The sequence below is a fragment of the Bradyrhizobium sp. WSM2254 genome, from assembly GCF_000472645.1.
In the GTDB taxonomy this organism is placed as follows: domain Bacteria; phylum Pseudomonadota; class Alphaproteobacteria; order Rhizobiales; family Xanthobacteraceae; genus Bradyrhizobium; species Bradyrhizobium niftali.
In genome coordinates this window covers 36,250-51,758 of the sequence record NZ_AXAB01000042.1, presented here as the reverse complement: position 1 = coordinate 51,758, position 15,509 = coordinate 36,250, and the positions used below count along the sequence as shown (strand labels likewise).

The 15,509-nt window shown below is 65.2% G+C and carries 8 protein-coding genes; 2 read left to right on the top strand and 6 right to left on the bottom strand.

The window, feature by feature from the left end:
• The first annotated feature begins 5 nt into the window (after positions 1–5).
• On the top strand, positions 6–2,681 hold the full coding sequence (gene ligD, locus A3M7_RS0128080) for a DNA ligase D (RefSeq protein ID WP_027546911.1): 2,676 nt from the start codon (positions 6–8) through the stop codon (positions 2,679–2,681).
• A gap of 107 nt (positions 2,682–2,788) precedes the next feature.
• On the opposite strand, the gene A3M7_RS47260 is transcribed toward ligD, so the two are convergent.
• The gene (locus tag A3M7_RS47260) at positions 2,789–2,953 is read right to left on the bottom strand and encodes a DUF3309 family protein (RefSeq protein ID WP_007595743.1); all 165 of its coding nucleotides are present in this window, start codon (positions 2,951–2,953) and stop codon (positions 2,789–2,791) included.
• 179 nt (positions 2,954–3,132) lie between these two features.
• On the opposite strand from A3M7_RS47260, the gene A3M7_RS0128070 reads away from it, so the two are divergent.
• Positions 3,133–3,450, top strand: a complete 318-nt coding sequence (locus A3M7_RS0128070; protein WP_027546910.1) for a polyhydroxyalkanoic acid system family protein — start codon at positions 3,133–3,135, stop codon at positions 3,448–3,450.
• A gap of 3 nt (positions 3,451–3,453) precedes the next feature.
• Here A3M7_RS0128070 and treY read toward each other — a convergent pair whose 3' ends face one another.
• From treY to treS, 5 genes are read right to left on the bottom strand one after another with little or no spacing between them, the layout of a single operon-like run.
• Positions 3,454–6,240, bottom strand: coding sequence for a malto-oligosyltrehalose synthase (treY, locus tag A3M7_RS0128065; RefSeq protein WP_027546909.1), 2,787 nt, complete (start codon positions 6,238–6,240; stop codon positions 3,454–3,456).
• Between the two features lies 1 nt (position 6,241).
• Positions 6,242–7,993 carry a malto-oligosyltrehalose trehalohydrolase gene (gene treZ / locus A3M7_RS0128060; RefSeq protein ID WP_027546908.1) on the bottom strand — a complete coding sequence of 584 codons (1,752 nt, stop codon included), beginning with the start codon at positions 7,991–7,993 and terminating at the stop codon, positions 6,242–6,244.
• Entirely contained in the window at positions 7,990–10,068 is a 2,079-nt protein-coding gene (gene glgX, locus A3M7_RS0128055; RefSeq protein WP_027546907.1) for a glycogen debranching protein GlgX, read from the bottom strand. The genes treZ and glgX overlap by 4 nt, the downstream gene beginning before the upstream one ends.
• A 3-nt stretch (positions 10,069–10,071) precedes the next feature.
• Positions 10,072–12,219 (bottom strand): 1,4-alpha-glucan branching protein GlgB, encoded by a 2,148-nt coding sequence (glgB, locus tag A3M7_RS0128050; RefSeq protein ID WP_027546906.1) that lies wholly within the window; start codon positions 12,217–12,219, stop codon positions 10,072–10,074.
• Positions 12,212–15,505 (bottom strand): maltose alpha-D-glucosyltransferase, encoded by a 3,294-nt coding sequence (gene treS / locus A3M7_RS0128045; RefSeq protein WP_027546905.1) that lies wholly within the window; start codon positions 15,503–15,505, stop codon positions 12,212–12,214. Before treS ends, glgB begins: the two co-directional genes overlap by 8 nt.
• Positions 15,506–15,509: the final 4 nt, after the last annotated feature.

Below are 15,509 nucleotides of genomic sequence, written 5' to 3'. Positions count from 1 at the left end.
CGGTCGTGCTGCGAAAACTCTCCACCTATCGACAGAAGCGGGACTTCGAGAAGACGCCCGAGCCCTCCGGCGAGGCCGCGGTAGCCTCCTCGAAACAGCGGCGCTTCGTGATCCAGAAGCATGACGCCACCCGGCTGCATTATGATTTCCGGCTCGAGTTCGACGGCGTCTTCAAGTCCTGGGCGGTGACGAAGGGGCCCTCGCTCGATCCGCACGACAAGCGGCTGGCGGTCGAGGTCGAGGACCATCCGCTCGACTATGGCGATTTCGAAGGAACGATTCCGGAAGGCCAATATGGCGGCGGCACGGTCATGTTGTGGGACCGCGGCACCTGGGAGGCCGAGGACCCCGAGCGCGGCTTCAAGAAAGGCGACCTGAAGTTCACGCTGCACGGCGAGAAGCTGCACGGAAGCTGGGTGCTGGTCCGCATGCGCAATGATCGCGATGGCGGCAAGCGTACCAACTGGCTGCTGATGAAGCATCGCGACGAATATGCCCGCGAGGGCGAGGACATCCTTGCCGAGGACAAGTCGGTCGCCTCCGGCCGCGCAATGGCGCAGATCGCCGAAGGCAAGGGCCGCGCGCCAAGGCCGTTCATGCTGGCGAAGGGTACCAAGAGCAAGGCCGATGCGGTGTGGCAGTCCAACCGCGTCGAGGAGACGAAGGGGCGGACCGTCGCGCCGGCGCCACGCGCGGCGTTGAAGGGCGGCAAGGTCGTAAACAAGGCCCCAAGGAAGAGAGCCACGACCGCTACGAATGCCAAAACGGTCTCGGAGATGCCGGATTTCGTTGCGCCGCAGCTCTGCACGCCGGTCGAGCATCCGCCGGCCGGCGACGGCTGGTGCCACGAGATCAAGTTCGACGGCTACCGCGTGCAGCTCCGCATCGAGGACGGCAAGGCGACGCTGAAGACTCGCAAGGGTCTCGACTGGACCGACAAGTTCGCCTCCATTGCGAAGGAGGCGACCGCGCTGCCGGAGGCCATGATCGACGGCGAGATCGTCGCGCTCGACCACAACGGCGCGCCGAACTTCTCTTCGCTCCAGGCCGCGCTGTCGGATGGCAAGACCGAGGACCTCACCTTCTTTGCCTTCGATCTCCTGTTCGCCGAAGGCCACGACTATCGTCGCCTTCCGCTCGGGGAGCGCAAGGCGTGGCTCAAGGAGCTGCTGGAGGCGCGCAGGCAGAAATCGAACCAGATCCGCTATGTCGAGCATTTCGAGAGCGGCGGCGACGCCGTTCTGCAATCGGCCTGCAAGCTCGAACTCGAAGGCATCGTATCGAAGAAGCTGGACGCGCCGTACCGGTCGGGGCGGACGGAGAGCTGGACCAAAGCCAAATGCCGGGCCGGCCATGAGGTCGTGATCGGCGGCTGGAAGACGACGGCGGGGAAATTCCGCTCGCTGATGGCCGGTGTGCATCGTGGCGATCACCTCGCCTTCGTCGGCATGGTCGGTACAGGCTTTGGCGCCGATAAGGTCAAGCGCATCATGCCGCTCCTGAAGGAGGCGGCGTCGAACGACAGCCCGTTCGGCGGCAAGAACGCGCCGAAGAAGACGCGGGACGTGCACTGGCTGAAGCCTGAACTCGTCGCCGAAATCGAGTTCGCCGGCTTCACCGCCGACGGCAACATTCGTCAGGCCGCTTTCAAGGGGCTGCGGCAGGACAAGCCGGCCGAGGAGGTCGAGGCGGAAACGCCCGCCGATACTGAGCTCGCCAGGCCTTCTGCCGGAAAGCGCGCCCCGGTGAAGCCCGGAAAGAAGAAAGATGCAGCCGCCGAGGTCATGGGCGTCGTGATCTCGAAGCCGGACAAGGAGCTGTGGCCGGATGGCGGCGACGGCGAGGGCGTTACGAAGCTTGATCTTGCGCGCTATTTCGAGGCGGTCGGCGGCTGGATGATCGCGCACCTGAAGGGGCGCCCCTGCTCGATCCTGCGCGCGCCCGACGGCATCGGCGGCGAGACATTCTTCCAGCGCCATGCCATGCAGGGCACCTCGAACCTGCTCGAGCTCGCCAAGGTTTCCGGCGATCGCAAGCCGTATTTGCAGATCGATCGCGTCGAGGGACTTGCCGCGGTCGCGCAGATCGGCGGCCTCGAGCTGCATCCCTGGAACTGTGCCCCTGACGCCTATGATACGCCGGGACGGCTGGTGTTCGATCTCGATCCCGCGCCGGACGTCGAATTCGCCGATGTCGTCGAGGCCGCGAAGGAGATGCGGCAGCGGCTCACCGACGTCGGCATGGACAGCTTCTGCAAGACCACCGGCGGCAAGGGCATTCACGTGGTGGTGCCGTTGCTCCACGGCGCGCGCGACAAGGTCAGCTGGAAGGAGGCCAAGGCGTTCGCGCAAGGTGTCTGCCAGTGGATGGCGGATGACGATCCCGAGCGCTATCTGCTCAACATGTCCAAGAAGCTGCGCAACGGAAAGATCTTTCTGGACTATCTGCGCAACGATCGCCTGTCGACGGCGGTGGCGCCGCTATCGCCCCGCGCCCGCGAAGGCGCAACCGTGTCGATGCCGGTGACATGGGCGCAGGTGAAGGGCGATCTCGATCCGAAGCGATATACCGTGCGGACGGTGCCGGGGCTGCTGGCGCGTTCGAAAGCGTGGGAGGGCTATGACGATGCGGCCGCGTCGATCAAGGCCGCGATGAAGAAGCTGGCGGGGAAGATGAAGTAGTAGTGAAGTAGGGTGGGCAAAGCGAAGCGTGCCCACCATCTTTTTCCATCGCGACGAAGGGGTGGGCACGGCGCATCGCGCCTTTGCCCACCCTACGACGTTAGTGGCTAGATCCGTCCCAGCAACAGCAGGATCAGCAGAATGACGATGACGAGCCCGAGGCCGCCGCCGCCGTAATAGCCGGTACCGTAGAACGGTCCGCCGCCGATGCCGCTGAAGCCGCCGAGCAGGGCGATGACCAAAATGATCAGAATGATCGTACCGATAGACATGCTAGTCTCCTCCAGCCCTTTGTTGAAAGGGTCGTTTGCACCTGTCCCTCGTGCGGGGGCAACTTGCCGCAGGTTTTAAAGTTCCGGTTGTGAAACGGGGCGACAGGTGCAAGTTGCATGGAACCTTTGCCGCTCGGGCCGGCATGTGAAGTGAGATTCAATCAGCGCAGGGCAAGGCCATGTCAGCACCGCTTGTCGTTTCCATTCCGCATCGTCTCGGCCGCGAGGAAGCGGTGCGCCGGCTCAAGACCGGGCTTGGCCGCGCGGCGGCGAGCATTCCCGTGATGCAGGTCGAGGAGGAGCGCTGGAGCGGCGACAGCATGAGTTTTCGCATCCGTGCGCTCGGGCAGGTTGCCACCGGCCAGATCGACGTCGCCGACGACCAGGTCAAGGTCCAGGTCGTGCTGCCCTGGCTGTTGCAGCGCTTTGCCGAGATGGCGCAGGCGACCATCCGCAAGCGCGGGCAGTTGCTGCTGACCAAGGACGAGGGAAAGTGAGTTTCAGGCGCGCACGCGCTGCCGCGCAGGCTTGATGGCGCCCGCTGTGCGGGCCTCGATGACGGCCGCAGGAAAATCGCGGAAAGCCTGCGCGACCGGCAGTTCGTTGCCCGCAAGTCCCGGCGCGGTGTAGCCGGTGATGTCGATGGTGGCGTCAAAACCTTCGAGTGCGGGCCATTCCCGGCCGCCTTGCGTGAATGGCGCGAACAGCCGCCCAACCACCACGATCGCCGCAGCGCGGTCGTGGCGACGGGTGAAAGCGATGACATGATCGGCATGCGCGCCACGCACCTCCAGCGACTGGTAGTCGCCTTGCGCAAAAACGCCGGCGAGCTCGTTGCGCAGCTTGAGAAGGTGCCGCGTCCAGGCCAGCTTGATGCGGCCGTCCGGCCAGGCCTTGATCAGGCTGCTCCAATCCGGACCGGACAGCGAACCCAGCGCCGTATCCCGCGCGGAAAAATCCACCGGACGGCGGTTGTCGGGATCGACCAGCGACAGATCCCAGAATTCGGTGCCCTGGTAGAAGTCCGGGACGCCCGGCAGCGTTGCCTTGAGGGTGAGCTGGCTCAGCGAGTTCAACGCGCCGAGCAGCGCGAGGCGGCGCGCCAGGGTTTGCAGCGCCTCCAGGAATTCGCGCGACTGCGCAGGATCGAGGATCTTCGCGACGAAGTCTCGTAGTCCGGTCTCGTAGGTCTCGTGGGGATTGAGCCAGCTCGTCTCTTCCTTGCCCTCGCGCGCGGCTTTCAGCGCGTAGGCCTGGATGCGCTCGACGAAACCCGCATCCGCCGGGCTCTGAAGCGGCCAGGCGCCAAGCAGGGTCTGGTAGAGCATGTATTCGAACGTTGCCGATGGCGCGCGCAGATTGCCGTGGAGTGCGAGGTGCGGCGCGTTCAGCACCTTCCAGCGTGAAACTGCGCTGGTCCATTCTCCGGGGATTTCGCTGAGTGCTGCGATCCTGGCGCGGGCGTCCTCGCCGCGCTTGGTATCGTGGGTGGCGGTTGCCGTCATCCCCTGCGGCCACTCCCTGGCGCGCGCTCGCATGGCCTCGTGGAAGGCGGGAATGGTAAGGCCGGTGCTGGCGGGATCGCCACCGACCTCGTTCAGCGCAAGCAGCCGGTGGAATTGGTAGAACGCGGTGTCCTCCAGCGATTTCGCCATCACCGGCCCGGTGAATTGCTGCACCTTCAGCGCGAAGCGGCGCACGCGTGGAGAACTGTGCGGGGGCCGGCCGGGCTTGAGCAGGTCCATGGTCAGGGCATCGCGCAGAAAGTCGAAAATGCCCTCGTCGGCGGCGAACCACTCGGCACGGGCATGCGCGATGGTGTCCTCGATCAGCTTGCGATCGTGCGCGGCCGGCGCGCTAGTCGTGAGATAGGTACGATAGACCGGGAAATGCAGCACGTAGAGCTCGAGCGCCTGCCGCAGGCTGTCGGCCGAGAAGTCGCGGGTCGAGTAATGCCCGTTGGCGATGCGCGCGAGCAGGCGCGTCAGCACGATGAATTCGCTGGTGAGCAGCGTCTCCAGCACGCGCCGCTTGGCCTCCTTGACGTAAGGTGCAAGCCGCGGTGGGCGATTGCTGACTTGCCGCCAGGTCTCGTCCAGCGCTTCCAGCCCCTTGGCGTCGACCAGCACTTGCGTGATGACGTTCATCCACTCATAGCCGGTGGTGCCCTGGACGCCGGCGAAATGCGGCAGGCGCTCGTGCTCGCACAGGATCTTTTCGATCACGGTGTAGAACGGCTTGGTGTTGCCTTGCGCGTCGCGCACCAGCCGGCGCAGCCGCTGGCAGTACTGTGCGGGATCGCGCAGGCCGTCGACGTGATCGAGACGGATGCCGTGCAGCTTGCCGTCGGCAACGAGCTGCTTCACCAGCCGATGCGTGGCAGCGAACGTGCCGGGGTCCTCGACGCGCAGGCCGGCGAGCCCGTTGACGTCGAAGAAGCGGCGGTAATTGATGTCGCTGGAGGCGAGCCGCCAGTGGCCGAGCTTGTAGTGCTGGCGTTCCAGCAGATGATGCAGCGCCAGCGTCTGCGCCGGACGATCCTTGGCCGCACGATAGGCGGCGAGGCCGCGCGCGATGATGTCGGCCCCGCCCGCGATCTCCTTCAGCTCCGCCTTGAAGCCGGGGGCTTCCTTGCGGTTGGGCCGGCGCAGGCCGGTGTAGCGGGCCGCGAGCGCGAGCAGGCGCTTGCCGGCCTCCGTCTCGGCGGCATCGGCTTCCTTCACGAACATCCGCAGCATTTCGCCATAGCGCTCCGGGGCGATCGGCAGGCGATGCTCGAAATACCAGGCAGAAAGGCTGCCTTCCCCGGCATCGTAGCGCAGCTCGATGTCGCCGCGCTCCAGCGCCTCGCCATAGGACGAGCCGAGGATCGGCAGCAGCACGCCGCCGCGGGCGCGGTGGGGCAGCAGGTCCCAGTCGATATCGAAGGCGACCGCGTGCGGCGAAGTCGGTCCCCATTCCAGCACGTCCAGCCACCAGGGATTGTCGGCAAAGTGCACGCCGACATGGTTCGGCACGAAGTCGATGATGAGGCCGAGGTCGTTCTGCCTGAGAGCCTCGCTCAGCCGCGCAAAGCCGGCCTCGCCGCCGAGCTCCGGATTGAACTGGCTGTGATCGACCGTGTCGTAGCCGTGCGTCGAGCCCTTGCGCGCCTTCATCACCGGCGAGGCATAGAGGTGCGTGATTCCGAGCGATTTGAGATAAGGCACCACCGCGGCAGCCTTGTCGAAGTCGAAATCGGCGGTGAGCTGAAGCCGGTAGGTCGCGAGAGGAATGGCCGGAGGCATGTCAACCTCCGAGGCGCCAGACCACCGACCAGGGCGGAAGCCGATCGCCGGCCGCGCCGCCCCAGATCGGCGTGCCCGCGCTGTCAGTGGAAATGATCTCGTGATCCGAGAGATTGGCGAGGAGACGCAACGTCGTGCCGTCACCCATGCGCCAATGCGCACGGAGCAGGCCGCTGTCGGCCGCCTCGGCGTCGCCGAAGCTCGCGCCTTTCAGTCGCGGCATGATCTCCTTGCGGCGGAGCGCGAGCAGGTCACGCACCAGCGCAAGCCGCGCATCCTGCTCCGGCGTTCGGCCGCTCCAATCGAGCACGGCCGACAATGGCGTTGCCGGATCGAGCGGGTCGGGCACCTCGTCGCCGTATTTCTCGTAAGCCCAGGCATATTCCTGCCTGCGTCCCTTGCGCACGGCGTCGGCCAGCCCGCCCTGGAAGTCGCAGAAGAATGGGAAGGGGACCTTCGAGCCCCATTCCTCGCCCTGAAACAGCATCGGCACCATCGGCGCCAGCAGCGTGACCGCGAGCGCGGCTTCGATCTGCCGTGGCGATGCCAGGCTTTCGAGCCGGTCGCCGAGCGGACGGTTGCCGATCTGGTCGTGGTTTTGCAGGAAGTTGACGAAGGTCGCCGGCGGCAGCTCGCGGCTCGGCTCGCCGCGGGGCTTCTTGCCCCAGAACTCCGAGATCTCGCCCTGGTAGACGAAGCCCGAGGCGAGCGCGCGTGCGAGATCCATGCGCGGCGTCTGGTAGTCGGCGTAATAACCGGCGAGCTCGCCGGTCAGCATCACATGCCAGACGTGGTGATAGTCGTCGTTCCACTGCGCGCGATATTTGCCGTTCGGCGGCTCCTGCGCGGCGTCGAGCAGGCTGGCGCGGTTGTCGCCGTTCTCCAGCACGAGATGGATGTGCCGTCCCGTGGCCTTGGCAAGTTCGCCGGCGGCGACGCTGAGGTCTTGCAGCATCGACGGCTCGCCGGGCATTGCCATGATGTGGTTGGCGGCATCGAGCCGCAGGCCGTCGAAACGATAGTCGCTGAGCCAGGACAGCGCATTCTCGACCGCAAAGGCTCGCGCCTGCGGCACGCGATAGTCAATGGCGTTGCCCCAGGGCGTGTGCGCGTCGGTGAAGAAGCTCGGCGCATAGCGGCCGAGGTAATTCCCTTCGGGGCCGAAATGATTGTAGACGACGTCGAGGAACACCATCAGCCCGCGCAGATGCGCCTCGTCGATCAGCGTCTTCAGGTCTTCGGGACGGCCATAGGCGCTGTCGGGCGCATACCACAACACGCCGTCATAGCCCCAGCCACGGCGGCCGGCGAAATCGGCCAGCGGCATCAGTTCAAGCGCCGTGATGCCAGTCGCTGTGAGATGATCGAGCCTGTCGATCATGGCGCGGTAGGTACCCTCCCGCGTGAAGGTGCCGACATGGCTCTCGATCAGAACCGTCTCTTCCCATGGACGGCCACGCCAGTCGCGCGCGCGCCAGGCGAAGGCGTCATGATCGATCACCTCGCTCGGGCCGAACACGTCCTCGGGTTGGAAAGCGGAGGCCGGATCGGGCACGTCGATCTCGTCGTCGATCCTAAACTTGTAGGGACTGCCGGCGGTCAGGCCGGCGATCTCGGCCACATACCAGCCGTCCTGCCGGCGCTGCATCGCGTGCCTTCGGTCGAGCAGGAGATCGACGCGTCGTGCGCCGGGCGCCCACAGGCGGAACGACACGCCGTCCTTCGTCGGCCTCGCGCCGAAGGATGGCCTCATGGCGCCCCCGCGAAGGCGAGCACGGAGCGCGGCGGTGCCTTGCTGTCGCTCCCTGGCGGAAAGTCGATGGTGTTCAGCTTGGCATCGGTCGTGTTGAGGATCTGCTGCCAGCTCTTGTATTCGGTCATCTTGGGCAATTTGAATGCGATTTCTTCGGGGGCGGCGTTCAGTACGATAAAGATCGCGGCCCCGCCCGGTTCCATCGGCCCCATCACATAGGAGAGGAACCGCCCTTCCGGGAATTTCCAGTCGTTCTCCGTCATTTCTTCCCCGGCAGGCGTCAGCCACAGCGCGCCGTAGGAGAGGCCGTCCTTGGGCCGGCCGTCGAGCCAGCGATGGCTGCGAAGCTGCGAGAAGCGGCGGCGGATGTCGGCGAGATCGGCGACGAAATCGATCATGTCGTCGCCGTCCTTGCCGAGATTGCCCCAGCCGACCCAGCCGACCTCGTTGTCCTGGCAATAGGCGTTGTTGTTGCCGGATTGCGAATTGCCGACCTCGTCGCCGGCGAGAAGCAGGGGAACGCCCTGCGCCAGCATCAGGCAGGCCAGCACGTTCTTGCGAAGCTGGCGGCGCAAGCCGAGAATCGCGGGATCGTCGGTCGGCCCTTCGACACCGCAATTGTTGCTGTGGTTGTCGTTGGAGCCGTCGCGATTGTCCTCGCCATTGGCCTCGTTGTGCTTCTCGTTGTAGCTGAAGAGGTCGGCCAGCGTGAAACCGTCATGCACGGTGATGTGGTTGATGCTGGCGCGCGGCCGCCGGCCGTCGTGGTTGAACAGGTCGGACGATGCCGTCATGCGGCTGGAGATGTCGCCTATCAGGCTGCCTTCGCCGCTCCAGTAGCGGCGCATGGCGCTGCGATAGCGGTCATTCCACTCCGACCATTGCGAGGGGAACGCGCCGACCTGGTAGCCGCCGAGCCCGAGGTCCCACGGCTCGGCGACGAGCTTGACGGCGGCCAGCACCGGATCCTGCCGGATCGCGGTCAGGAGCGAGCTGCCGCGATCAAATCCGTTCGGCCCGCGCGCGAGCGTCGTGGCGAGGTCGAAGCGGAAGCCGTCGACATGACAGACCTCGACCCAGTAGCGCAGGGAATCCATCACCATCTGCAGCACGCGCGGATGGGTGAGGTTCACCGACGAGCCGCAGCCGGTGAAATCGTCGTAATAGCGCGGGTTCTCGCGGTTCAGCCAGTAATAGGAGGCGTTGTCGATGCCGCGATAGCACAGCGTCGGGCCGAGGTGATTGCCTTCGGCGGTGTGGTTGTAGACGACGTCGAGCATCACCTCGATGCCGGCATCGTGCAGGCGCGCGACCGTGGTGCGGAAGGAATCGAGTGCGTTGTCCTGGGCGTAGCGCGGCTCGGGCGCGAAGAAGGACAGCGTGTTGTAGCCCCAGTAATTGGCGAGCTTCTTCTCCACCAATATGCGGTCGTCGACGAAACTGTGGATCGGCAGCAGCTCGACCGTGGTGACGCCAAGCTTCCTCAGATGCTCGATCATCGCCGGCGAGGACAGGCCGCCATAGGTGCCGCGCAAATTCGGCGGAACGTCGTCGCGCTTCTGCGTCAGGCCCTTGACGTGGGCCTCATAGACGATCGTATCTTCCCAGGCGATGTTGGGGCGGATCTCGCGCCGGCCCCAGTTGAAGGTCTCGTCGACCACGACGGCCTTGGGCATGCCGCGCGCATTGTCGCGCCGGTCGAAGGACAGGTCCTCGCGCGGGCTGCCGGTGCGGTAGGCGAAATGCGCATCGCTCCAGACCAGCCGTCCGGCGAGCCGCTTGGCATAGGGATCGAGCAGCAGCTTGTTGGCGTTGAAGCGGTGGCCGTGCTCGGGCTCGTAGGGGCCGTGCACGCGATAGCCGTAGAGCTGGCCGGGCGAGACGTCGTTGAGATAACCGTGCCAGACGTCCTCGGTCCTTTCCGGCAATTCGATGCGCTCGAGCTCGCGTCGGCCCTGCGTGTCGAACAGGCAGAGCTCGACCTTCTGTGCATTGGCCGAGAACAGCGCGAAGTTGGTGCCGCGTCCGTCCCAGCTTGCGCCGAGGCGTGCGGGCGATCCAGCAGTCAGGCGCATCGGTCAGCTTTCCGGAACGAGGAAGATCGCGGCGAGCGGCGGGATGGTGAGGCGGAGCTCGGGCGTCTTGCCGTCAACGGCATGAACCTCGCCGATGTTCCCGACATTGCTGCCGCCATAATGGGCGGAGTCCGAGTTGAATACCTCTTTCCATTTGCCGGCAAAGGGCACGCGAACGCGATAGTTGCGATAGACGTTGGGGGAGAAGTTGACGATCACCAGACAGCGCGCGTGCGCATCGATCCCCTTGCGCAGCCAGGCGAACACGTTGCGGTTGGCGTCATCGGTGATCAGCCATTCGAAACCGGCCTGGTCGCAGTCCATCTGGTGCAGCGCCGGCACCGCGCGATAGAGCCGGTTGAGATCGCGGATCAGCGCCTGGATGCCGGAATGATATTTGTATTCGAGCAGGTGCCAGTCGAGCGACTGGTCGTGATTCCATTCGCCGCTTTGCGCGATCTCGGCGCCCATGAACAGCAGCTTCTTGCCGGGATGGCCGAACATGAAGCTGTAATAGGCGCGCAGATTCGCAAAGCGCTGCCATTCGTCGCCGGGCATGCGGCCGAGGATCGAGCGCTTCCCGTGCACGACCTCGTCATGCGACAGCGGCAGGATGAAGTTTTCCGAGAAGGCGTAGTGCAGGCCGAACAGGATCTCGCCGTGATGATGCTTGCGGTGAATGGGATCCTTGCTGATGTAGTTCAGCGTATCGTGCATCCAGCCCATGTTCCACTTGTATCCGAAGCCGAGCCCGCCGAATTCGACCGGGCGCGAGACCTGCGGCCACGCCGTGGATTCTTCTGCCGCCGTGGTCGCCTGCGGAAAGCGGGCGAACAGTTCGGTGTTGAAGCGGCGCAGGAAATCGATCGCCTCGATGTTCTCCCGTCCGCCATACTGGTTCGGAATCCAGGCGCCGGGCGGACGGCTGTAGTCGAGATAGAGCATGGACGCCACGGCATCGACGCGCAGGCCGTCGATCGCGTAGCGCTCCAGCCAGAACAGTGCGTTCGACACCAGGAAGTTCGTCACTTCGGTGCGGCCGTAATTGTAGATCAGCGTGCCCCAGTCGAGGTGCCGGCCCTGGAGCGGGTTGGCGTGCTCGTAGAGCGAGGTGCCGTCGAAGCTGCCGAGCCCGTGCGGATCGTCCGGGAAGTGACCGGGCACCCAGTCGAGCAGCACGGCGACGCCTTCGCGGTGGCAGGCGTCGACCAGCGCGGCAAAATCCTCCGGCGTGCCGAACCGGCTGGTCGGCGCATAGAGGCCGGTCGGCTGATAACCCCAGGAGCCGTCGAACGGGTGCTCGCTGACGGGGAGGAATTCGAGATGGGTGAACCCCATGTCGCGGGCATAGGCCGGCAGCTGCTCGGCCAGCTCACGGTAGGTGAGCCATTCATTGTCGCCCTTGCGCCGCCACGAGCCGAGATGGACCTCGTAGATCGACATCGGCGCCGACAGCGCATTAATGCCGTCAGGCGCCGGGCGCGGACGCGGCAGGTGCGCCTCGTCGAACACGATGGAGGCCGTCTTCGGCCGTACCTCGCTCGCAAACGCCAGCGGATCGGATTTCAGCGGCAGCAGATGGCCATGCGGGCCGATGACCTCGAACTTGTAGTGATCGCCGTTCTTCGCATGCGGAATGAACAATTCCCAATAGCCGGCACCGCGCACCCGCATGGGATGGCGCCGACCATCCCAGAAATTGAAGTCGCCGACCACCGACACGCGACGCGCATTCGGCGCCAGCACGACGAAGCCGATGCCGTCGATGCCTTCGAGCCGCATCGGATGCGCGCCGAGCTTGTCGTAGAGGCGCTGATGGGTGCCTTCGCCGAGCAGATAGAGGTCGAAATCGGTCAGGATCGGCGGAAAGCGGTAGGCGTCCTCGAACTCGACGACGTCGTCGCCAAATTTGGCGCGCAGCTGGTAATGCTTCGAGCCGTTCGGCAAGGCGCCGACGAACAGGCCTGCGTCGTGGACGCGGTCGAGCCGGGCGACCTCGCCGTGCTCGCCGACCGCCTCGACATTGGAGGCCTCGGGCAGAAAGGCGCGCACCACGCTCTTGCCGCCCTCGGGATGCAGCCCGAGATAGTGGAAGGGGTCGGCGTGGCGGCCCTCGATGATCGCGTAGGCCTCGGCTGGTAGTTTAGGCATGGGCTTCGCTCTCGGCATTGGACAGAATGCGAAGCAGTCCGGTCAGCGGCGCATGGAGCCCCTCAGGCCGGTGGGACAGCTCGTACTCTACTTCGTCGAACGCTTGATCAAGCAGGAAAAACCTTAACAGGCCTTCCGCGGACTGCGGAGCTTCCGGCCACAATCGCCGATCGGTCACGGCCTCGCGATAGGCGGACAGGAAGGTCGTGGTGGCGCGCACGCGCCATTCGGCGAGCGCGGCCACAAGCCGGCTCTGCTCGTCGGTACCTCCTGAAAGGGCTCGGCCAAGCGCCGCGTTAACCGAAAGATGGATCGAGCGGATCAGGCCGGCGACGTCGCGGGCGGCCGGCGCCTTGCGCCGCCTGTCGGCCAGCGGCAGACGCGGATCGCCGTCGAAGTCGATGATGAAAATATCGTCCTTCACGATCAGAATTTGCCCGAGCCGGAAGTCGCCATGATGACGGATGTTCAACCCGTCGATGTCGGATGGCAAGAGCGCATTCAGGCGGTCGGGCAGGCTCGAGCGCGCTGCCGTGAGCTGATCGATCAGCGGCCGGTCCGCTTCCCGCAGGCCGTCGCGGCTGTCGGCCAGTCGCTCGAAAACCCGCTCGGCGCGTGCCTTGAGGTCGGAGACCCAGTGTTTGACGTGGGCGGAGCCGATCGGCTCCGGAGCGAGTTCATCGGGCGTTGCCGCACCCAGCGCGACATGCAGCTCGGCGAGGCGCCGGCCGATCTGCGCGATGAAGTGCAGGTAGGGCGCCTGCTCCTGGGTCTCGCGCGGCGTTTCGCCCGCCGACCAGACGCGCTGCTCGTCGATATAGCGGTCGAGATACCCGGTGGTCACCGCCCAGCCGTCGCCCTGGTTCTCGACATAGGCGTGCAGCACGCCGAGTGCGCTGCGCTGATCGCCCTCGACCAGCTCGACGCTGCCGAGCAGCGCCGGCGTATTGGCAAAGCGGGCGATCTCGGTGAGGTAGCGGCCGATCTCGATCTCGGGATTGGTGCCTCCTTCGAGCTGGCGATAGATCTTGGCGACGTATTGGTTGTCGACCAGCGCGGTGCTGTTCGACTGCTCGATCGCGCGGATGCGTTCTGGCTCCTTGATGGTGTAATCGGCGAACCGGCTGGTCGCCTTGAACTCGAGCCGCAGATTGTTCTCTTCCACCACCAGGTTCTGCGACAGGTTGCGCAGGAACAGGCCGATGAAGATCTGGTCGGTCGCGACGTCGAGCAGCGTGCCCTCGCGCGCACCCTGGCGCACGGCGGCGAGCGCCCTCGGATTGAAGCGCTCGCGGTCGAAGCGCACCCACTCGATCTGTAACGGCATCACGTAGCGTGTCGCCACGTCTTCCTGCTTGGTCTCGAAGAACGCGATCCAGGGCCGGTTGTCACCGATGTCGCAGAACGGCACCGCCGAGGTCAGCGCGGTCTCGATTTGCTTGGGATTATGCTCGGGATACCATCTCGTCCGTGACAAGAATCCCGGCAGCACGTCGCGTTCGAAAACACCGCGCTCGCGGGCGAGAGAAACCCAGTTCGAATTCACCGGTACGACCAGCGTCTCGAACTCCGGCACCGCGCGCGACGTCACCGGCTCGGACTTGTCGCGCTCCATGAGCTGGAACCAGTAGAAGCCGTACGGCCCCAGCGTGATCATGTAGGGCAGCTCGCCGATTGCCGGGAAGCGGGTGCGGCCGAGCATCTCCTGCGGGATGCGGTCCTTCCACGGCGTCAGATCGAGCTCGGTCGCCTGCGCCGCCCGCGAGAGGTTGGCAACGCAGAGGATCACCTCGTCGCCATATTGCCGGACATAGGCCAGCACGGCGCGGTTGGCGGGGCGGATGAAGGTCATGGTGCCGCGGCCGAAGGCGAGCGTCGACTTGCGCACCGAGATCAGCCGCTTGGTGGCGCTGAGCAGCGACGACAGGCTGCGCGACTGCGCCTCCACGTTCACCGATTCATAGCCGTAGACCGGATCCATGATCAGCGGCGCGTAGAGACGGGCCGGGTCGCAGCGCGAGAAGCCGCCGTTGCGGTCCGGGCTCCACTGCATCGGCGTGCGCACGCCGTTGCGGTCGCCGAGATAGATGTTGTCGCCCATGCCGATCTCGTCGCCGTAATAGATGATCGGCGTGCCGGGGAACGACAGCAGGAGCGAGTTCATCAGCTCGATCTTGCGGCGGTCGTTGTCCATCAGCGGCGCGAGGCGCCGGCGGATGCCGACATTGATGCGGGCGCGGGGGTCGTTGGCGTAGGTGGTCCAGAGATAGTCGCGCTCGACGTCGGTGACCATTTCCAGCGTCAGCTCGTCGTGGTTGCGCAGGAACAGCGCCCATTGGCAGCTTGCCGGAATGTCCGGTGTCTGGCGCAGGATGTCGGTGATCGGGAAGCGGTCCTCCTGCGCGATCGCCATGTAGATGCGCGGCATCAGCGGGAAGTGGTAGGCCATGTGGCATTCGTCGCCACGGCCGAAATATTCCTGCACGTCCTCCGGCCATTGATTGGCCTCGGCCAGCAGCAGCTTGCCCTTGGAGTAGGAATCCAGCTCCTGGCGCAGACGCTTGATGATCGCATGCGTCTCGGGAAGGTTCTCGTTCGAGGTGCCCTCGCGCTCGCACAGATAGGGAATGGCATCCAGCCGGAAGCCGTCGACGCCGGCGTCCAGCCAGCGCTTCATCACCTGGATGAGGGCGCTGACGACGCGCGGATTGTCGAAATTGAGGTCCGGCTGGTGCGAGAAGAAACGGTGCCAGTAGAAGGCGCCGGCCTCGTGATCCCAGGTCCAGTTCGACTTTTCCGTGTCGGTGAAGATGATGCGCGTGCCCTGGTATTTCTGGTCGGTGTCGCTCCAGACATACCAGTTGCGGGCGCTCGAGCCCGGATGGCTGCGGCGCGCGCGCTTGAACCATTTGTGCTGGTCCGAGGTGTGGTTGACGACGAGCTCGGTGATGACGCGCAAGCCGCGCTTCTGCGCTTCCTGGATGAAGCGCTTGAAGTCCTTCATCGTCCCGAAATCGGGATTGACCGAGCCGTAGTCCGCGATGTCGTAGCCGTCGTCGCGCCCGGGCGAAGGATAGAACGGCAGCAGCCACAGCGCGGTGACGCCGAGCTCCTGGAGATAGGGCAGCTTCTCGGTCAGGCCGGCGAAGTCGCCGATGCCGTCATGGTTGCTGTCGGCAAACGCCTTGACGTGGAGCTGGTAGATGATGGCGTCCTTGTACCAGAGCTCATCCACGACCTCGGCAGCCTCAATCTTCTTGGTGTCGACGGAAGACAGAACATTCATGGCG

Coding starts and splice junctions, on each gene's coding strand:
- A3M7_RS47260 (WP_007595743.1), bottom strand. CDS start 2,953: ATGTCTATCGGTACGATCATTCTGATCATTTTGGTCATCGCCCTGCTC.
- A3M7_RS0128070 (WP_027546910.1), top strand. CDS start 3,133: ATGTCAGCACCGCTTGTCGTTTCCATTCCGCATCGTCTCGGCCGCGAG.
- treY (WP_027546909.1), bottom strand. CDS start 6,240: ATGCCTCCGGCCATTCCTCTCGCGACCTACCGGCTTCAGCTCACCGCC.
- treZ (WP_027546908.1), bottom strand. CDS start 7,993: ATGAGGCCATCCTTCGGCGCGAGGCCGACGAAGGACGGCGTGTCGTTC.
- glgX (WP_027546907.1), bottom strand. CDS start 10,068: ATGCGCCTGACTGCTGGATCGCCCGCACGCCTCGGCGCAAGCTGGGAC.
- glgB (WP_027546906.1), bottom strand. CDS start 12,219: ATGCCTAAACTACCAGCCGAGGCCTACGCGATCATCGAGGGCCGCCAC.
- treS (WP_027546905.1), bottom strand. CDS start 15,505: ATGAATGTTCTGTCTTCCGTCGACACCAAGAAGATTGAGGCTGCCGAG.